At 32.7% G+C, this 4134-nt stretch carries 5 protein-coding genes; 4 read left to right on the top strand and 1 reads right to left on the bottom strand.

Annotation, left to right across the window (positions count from 1 at the left end):
* The first annotated feature begins 46 nt into the window (after nucleotides 1-46).
* From gap to secG, 4 genes are read left to right on the top strand one after another with little or no spacing between them, the layout of a single operon-like run.
* On the top strand, nucleotides 47-1054 hold the full coding sequence (gap, locus tag BN1173_RS00305) for a type I glyceraldehyde-3-phosphate dehydrogenase (RefSeq protein WP_040235765.1): 1008 nt from the start codon (nucleotides 47-49) through the stop codon (nucleotides 1052-1054).
* A 29-nt stretch (nucleotides 1055-1083) separates the two neighbouring features.
* Nucleotides 1084-2262 carry a phosphoglycerate kinase gene (locus tag BN1173_RS00300; RefSeq protein WP_040235762.1) on the top strand — a complete coding sequence of 393 codons (1179 nt, stop codon included), beginning with the start codon at nucleotides 1084-1086 and terminating at the stop codon, nucleotides 2260-2262.
* Nucleotide 2263: 1 nt separating this feature from the next.
* Nucleotides 2264-3028 carry a triose-phosphate isomerase gene (gene tpiA / locus BN1173_RS00295; protein WP_012537827.1) on the top strand — a complete coding sequence of 255 codons (765 nt, stop codon included), beginning with the start codon at nucleotides 2264-2266 and terminating at the stop codon, nucleotides 3026-3028.
* A gap of 11 nt (nucleotides 3029-3039) precedes the next feature.
* Nucleotides 3040-3396, top strand: coding sequence for a preprotein translocase subunit SecG (gene secG, locus BN1173_RS00290; protein ID WP_040235760.1), 357 nt, complete (start codon nucleotides 3040-3042; stop codon nucleotides 3394-3396).
* Between the two features lie 57 nt (nucleotides 3397-3453).
* Here the strand turns inward: secG and ung are convergent, their stop codons facing one another.
* On the bottom strand, nucleotides 3454-4125 hold the full coding sequence (gene ung, locus BN1173_RS00285) for a uracil-DNA glycosylase (protein WP_014695961.1): 672 nt from the start codon (nucleotides 4123-4125) through the stop codon (nucleotides 3454-3456).
* Nucleotides 4126-4134: the final 9 nt, after the last annotated feature.

Genomic DNA, 4134 nt, shown 5'->3' with positions numbered 1-4134 from the left:
TTATTTAATAATTCTAGTAGACAATAAAAAATGATGGAGGAGTTGTATGAAGTTAGCTATTAATGGCTTTGGACGTATAGGCAGAAATGTTTTTAAAATTGCTTTTGAGAGAGGAATAGAAGTTGTTGCTGTAAATGATTTGACAGATCCTAAAACACTTGCACACCTTTTGAAATATGATTCTACTTTTGGAGTATATAATAAAAAGGTTGAAGCAAGAGATGGTGCTATTGTAGTAGATGGAAAAGAAATAAAGATTATTGCTGAGCGTGATCCCAAAAAGCTTCCTTGGGGTAAATTTGGAATTGATGTTGTAATTGAGTCAACAGGTGTTTTTACTTCAGCAACAAGTGATAGAGGTGGGTATCTTGATCATGTTGAATATGCTGGTGCTAAGAAGGTAATTTTGACAGTGCCTGCTAAAGATGATATTAAAACAATTGTACTTGGTGTTAATGAGCATGAAATTACTTCTGATTTAAAAGCTGTTTCTAATGCTTCATGCACAACAAACTGTTTGGCACCTCTTGCAAAGGTTTTACATGAGGCTTTTGGTATTGAGCAAGGTCTTATGACTACTGTGCATGCTTATACTAATGATCAAAAGATTTTGGATTTGCCACATGCTGATTTAAGACGAGCACGAGCTGGGGCTCTTTCAATTATTCCTACTTCAACAGGTGCGGCTAAGGCTGTTGGGCTTGTTTTGCCTGAACTTAAAGGTAAGCTTAATGGTACTTCTATGAGAGTTCCTGTACCAACAGGTTCTATTGTTGATCTTACTGTTCAACTTAAGAAAAAAGATGTTACAAAAGAAGAGATCAATTTTGTACTTAAGAAAGCATCAGAGTCTAGAGAACTTAGTGGTATTTTAGGATATACAGAAGATCCGATAGTGTCTTCAGATATTAAAGGAAATTCTCATTCTTCAATAGTTGATGGTCTTGAGACTATGGTATTGCTAGATGGTTTTGTGAAAGTACTTTCTTGGTATGACAATGAATTTGGATATTCTACAAGAGTAGTTGATCTTGCACAAAAATTAGTTAAATAATTTATAAGATAATCTTGAGGTATTTGTAAATGTCAATAAGAACTATAAAAGATTGTGATTTTTCAGGCAAACGTGCTTTGGTTAGATGTGATTTTAATGTTCCCTTACGAGAAGGGAACATTACTGATGATACTAGAATTAAGGCGGCTTTACCCACAATAGAATATCTTAAATCTCAAGGAGCCAGAGTTGTTTTGATGAGTCATTTGGGTAGACCAAAGGGAGAGAAAAATCTTAGGTATTCTCTTATGCCTATTGCTAGGAGATTATCAGAACTGTTGGGGCAAGATGTTAAGATGTTGTCTGATTGTATAGGTGATGAGGTAGTTACAGCTGTTTCTTGTATGCAAAATGGAGATGTTGTTTTACTTGAAAATGTGAGGTTTTATAAGGAAGAAGAAGAAAATAGTGATGCTTTTGCAATGCAGTTATCAAAAAGTGGTGATATTTTTGTAAATGATGCTTTTGGAACTGCTCATAGGGCTCATGCTTCTACATCAGGTGTTGCATCTTATTTGCCAGCCGTTGGTGGATTTTTAATGGAAAGAGAAGATAAATTTTTGGGTAAAATTTTAAAAAATCCTGAGAGTCCATTTGTTTCAATAATTGGCGGTTCAAAAGTTTCTTCAAAAATTGCAGTTCTTGAATCCCTTTTACCAAAATCAAATGTGATGGTAATTGGTGGTGGAATGGCATATACCTTTTTAAAAGTAGAGGGATATTCTATTGGTAAATCTCTTTTAGAAAATGAATATATTGATGTAGCCTCATCTTTTTTGAAGAAGGCAAAGGAATTAAGTGTAGAAGTTATTTTGCCTATTGATCATGTTGTTGCAAGTGAATTTCAGGAATATTCTATGCCTGAATATGTTGATTCTGTTAATATTCCTGATAGTAAGATTGGGATGGATATTGGAGAGAAGACTTTGAAAAAAATTGAGGGAGTTCTTAGTAGTGCAAAAACTGTCATTTGGAATGGTCCTCTTGGAGTATTTGAGTTTGATTCTTTTGCCAAAGGTACAGCAAAGGTTGCGGAGTATGTGGCTAATTGTCCTGGAATTACGGTTGTTGGAGGTGGAGATTCAGTTGCTGCTGTAAATAAATTTAATTTGTCTGGGAAGATAACTCATGTTTCAACAGGTGGTGGTGCTTCTCTTGAATATCTTGAAGGAAAAGTTTTGCCAGGTATAAAGGTGTTGGAGGTTTAAGATGAGAAAGGTTTTCTTAGCAGGAAATTGGAAAATGCATTATACAAGTGTAGAGGCCGCAGATGTTGCTAAGCAGATTGTAGATGGTGTATACAATATTAATAATAATGTGGTTGTTATGGTAACACCTACATTTACGTCCCTTTGTAAAGTTTGTAGAGTAACTAAAGGAACCAATGTTCTTCTTGGTGCTCAAAATATGTCTTATGAGAATAGCGGAGCTAGAACAAGTGAAATTGCGCCTTCTATGCTTTTGGAATTTGGGGTTGATTACGTAATACTTGGACATTCTGAATGTAGAACATATCTTGGCGAAAATGATGAAATTATAAATAAGAAAGTTCTTACAGGTCTTAAACATCCATTTAAATATTTGATTCTCTGTGTTGGAGAAACCCTTGAAGAGAGAGAAAAAGGTAAAACTTTAGATGTAGTTTTGAATCAGGTTAGAAATGGATTAGCATCTGTATATGAATCTGATCTTCAGAGAATAATTTTAGCTTATGAACCTGTATGGGCAATTGGGACAGGAAAGACAGCAACAAAAGAAGAAGCACAAGAAGTTCATAAGGCAATTAGACTTGAAATTCAATCGTTATATTCAAAGTCCGCAGCAGATAATATTATTATTCAATATGGTGGTTCTGTTAATGTTGACAATGTGGAAGGTTTAATGGGTGAAAACGATATTGATGGGGCATTAATTGGTGGTGCATCTTTAAAAGCAGATTCGTTTTTAAAGATAATTAATAAAATATCGAAGTAAAGAGGTTGATTTTGGAGTTAGTTAGGTTTTTAGTATTTGTCTTTTTTGTTATTACTTCATTTATGATTATTTTGTTAGTATTGTTTCAAGATGAGCAAGGCGATGGCATTGGAGGAGTGTTTGGAGGTGGAAGTTCTTCTATTTTTGGGGCAAGATCTTCAAGTGTTGCAATAAAAATTACAGCATTTTTTATTACTCTTTTTTTTGTTTTTGTAATTGCATTGTCTTTTATTAATACCAAACGAGTTGATAGTGATTTGTTGAGAAATGTTAAAGTTGATGAGAAGAGTTCAACTTTTTGGAATGATGATGAAAATAAAAATAATGAAGATGATACTTTAAATAAAGAAAATCAAGAAGATAGATAATAAATTTAAATAACTTGTATATACTGTTTAAAGACATGGCTTATTATGCAAATTGATTTATTGAAAATTGATTGTGGTTTTATTGTGTTCTTGTAGGTATCTTAAAGTTTTACTAAAGTGGTTTGAACCTAAAAATCCGTTGTGTGCAGAATAAGGAGAGGGGTGGCTTGTTTCAAGAATTAAATGTTTTGATATATCTATTAATTCTTTTTTTCCCTTTGCAAAATTACCCCATAACATAAATACAACATTATTTAAATTTTTTGAGATAATTTTTATTACTTCGTTTGTAAAAATTTCCCAACCAATGTCCTTATGAGATGATGGGCGACCTTCTTCTACTGTTAATATTGAATTTAGCAAAAACGTTCCCTGTTCTGCCCATCGTGTTAAATCTCCACTTGGAATAGTTTTTATTTTTAAACTTCTCTCTATTTCTTTAAAAATATTTTGTAATGATGGAGGTATCTTGATGTCTGAATTAACAGAAAATGCCAAACCATTAGCTTGTCCTTTTCCGTGGTATGGATCTTGTCCAAGTATCACTACTTTAATATCTTTAAATGGTAAGGTATCAAATGCATTAAATATTAATCTTGGTGGTGGAAATATTTTATCCTTTTTAGTTTTATACTCATTTTTTATGAAACTTACAAGTCTTTTAAAGTATCCTTTGCAAAATTCACTTTTTAATATTTCTTTCCAAGATTCTTCAATTTTTACTTCCACATTTAATAT

It is taken from the genome of Borrelia crocidurae (genome assembly GCF_000825665.2).
Classification (GTDB): Bacteria; Spirochaetota; Spirochaetia; order Borreliales; family Borreliaceae; genus Borrelia; species Borrelia duttonii.
Note: the sequence above shows the minus strand (reverse complement) of the source record. Positions and strands in the feature narration are given on the sequence as shown.